The sequence below is a fragment of the Tissierella sp. P1 genome (genome assembly GCF_002266425.1).
Taxonomy (GTDB): domain Bacteria; phylum Bacillota; class Clostridia; order Tissierellales; family Tissierellaceae; genus Tissierella; species Tissierella carlieri.
Genome location: NZ_NPMN01000081.1, coordinates 1 through 1,479, shown reverse-complemented (window position 1 = coordinate 1,479; position 1,479 = coordinate 1). Strand labels below are relative to the sequence as shown.

Below are 1,479 nucleotides of genomic sequence, written 5' to 3'. Positions count from 1 at the left end.
TGATCTGAACCCTTTAATCCGGACTTTTGGATAATATTAATTATGCGGCTTGTTGCCTATACTCAATAGGTGACAGGCCGTTTAATTTTTCTTTTATTCTTTTGTTATTATACCAGTTAATATATTCTGTAATCTTTTTCTCCAATTGCTTAATTGATGTAAATATTTCTCCATAGTACATTTCTTGTTTCAATAACCCAAAGAAGTTTTCCATTGGAGAGTTATCTATACAATTTCCTCTTCTAGACATACTTTGTTCAATGTTTCTATTTCTTAATCTTTTCACCCACTGAACATGCTGATAATGGAAGCCTTGGTCAGAGTGAATTATTAAATGATGTTTCTTAGGAAGCTTTTTAAGAGCACCATCTAAGGCATCTGTGGTAAATTTTACAGTAGGAGCTGTAGATAGATTAAAAGAAATTATTTCACTATTAAAAAGATCCATAATAGGTGATAGATAGAGTTTTTTATTGCTTCCTTGGATTTTAAATTCAGTTACATCTGTAACCCACACTTTATTAGGTGCTGTTACCTGGAACTGCCTATTTAACTTGTTCTCCGCTATTATTCCAACTTCACCTTTAAAAGAACTATAGCTTCTAGATCTTCTGAAAAATTTTATACACTTCAAATCATTTTCTCTCATAATTCTATATACTTTTTTGTGGTTGATTTTAAATCCCTTTTGTTTTAAAGCAATGGTAACTCTTCTGTATCCATAAGTTTCATTAGACTCTTCAAATATATTTTTTATAACATAGGTCAATTCTTTCTCTTCTTTATTAACTGTTTTTAGTTTTTGTACCCATTCATAAAATGAACTCTTAGGTAAGTTAGATATCTTAAGCCAGATTTTCAATTGGATTGAAGGAAACATCTGCCTTAATTCCATTATTACTTTCGTTTTTTCCTTGTTTTTTGCTCTCTTTCGTGGATTAAGGCTTTTAGCTTTTTTTCATATGCCAAGCTCGCTCTCAAAAATTCATTTTCTTCTCTTAATTCAATCAGTTCTTCTTTTTCACTTTTCGTGAGATTTAAAGTATCCTTTTCTTTCTTATTTTTAGACATAGTACTAGGCCTCCCAATCGACTTATTAAGCCCTTCGAAGCCTTCATCTAAATACTTCCTTTGCCAATTAGCAATCGTAGCTTGATTACTAATACCAAAGTGGTTAGCAGCTTCTCTGTAAGAGCAATTATGGTATTGCCTATATTGTAATACACGAACCTTAAATTCTCCAGAGTAAAAGGTCTTTGTAGATTTTCTTTTTAGTCCATCTTCTCCATATTTTTCATAATCATTAACCCAATATCTAATCAAGCCATAATTTATTACATCATATTTCTTGGCTACAGCCTTGTAACCACCAGTTTCTCCCTCCATGTATTCTTTAACTAATTTTAACTTAAACTCAAATGAATATTTAGACATGATAATACCCCCTGAATCCGTGTCCGGATTTAGGGGGTAACATCA

The 1,479-nt window shown here is 31.5% G+C and carries 2 protein-coding genes; both read right to left on the bottom strand.

Annotated elements, in window-relative coordinates; genetic code table 11:
* Window positions 1-40 precede the first annotated feature (40 nt).
* Complete coding sequence (locus CIW83_RS21800; RefSeq protein ID WP_094904514.1) at window positions 41-895, bottom strand: IS3 family transposase; 855 nt, start codon at window positions 893-895, stop codon at window positions 41-43.
* 2 nt (window positions 896-897) lie between these two features.
* Window positions 898-1,434, bottom strand: a complete 537-nt coding sequence (locus CIW83_RS21795) for a helix-turn-helix domain-containing protein (protein WP_094904513.1) — start codon at window positions 1,432-1,434, stop codon at window positions 898-900.
* Window positions 1,435-1,479 lie beyond the last annotated feature (45 nt).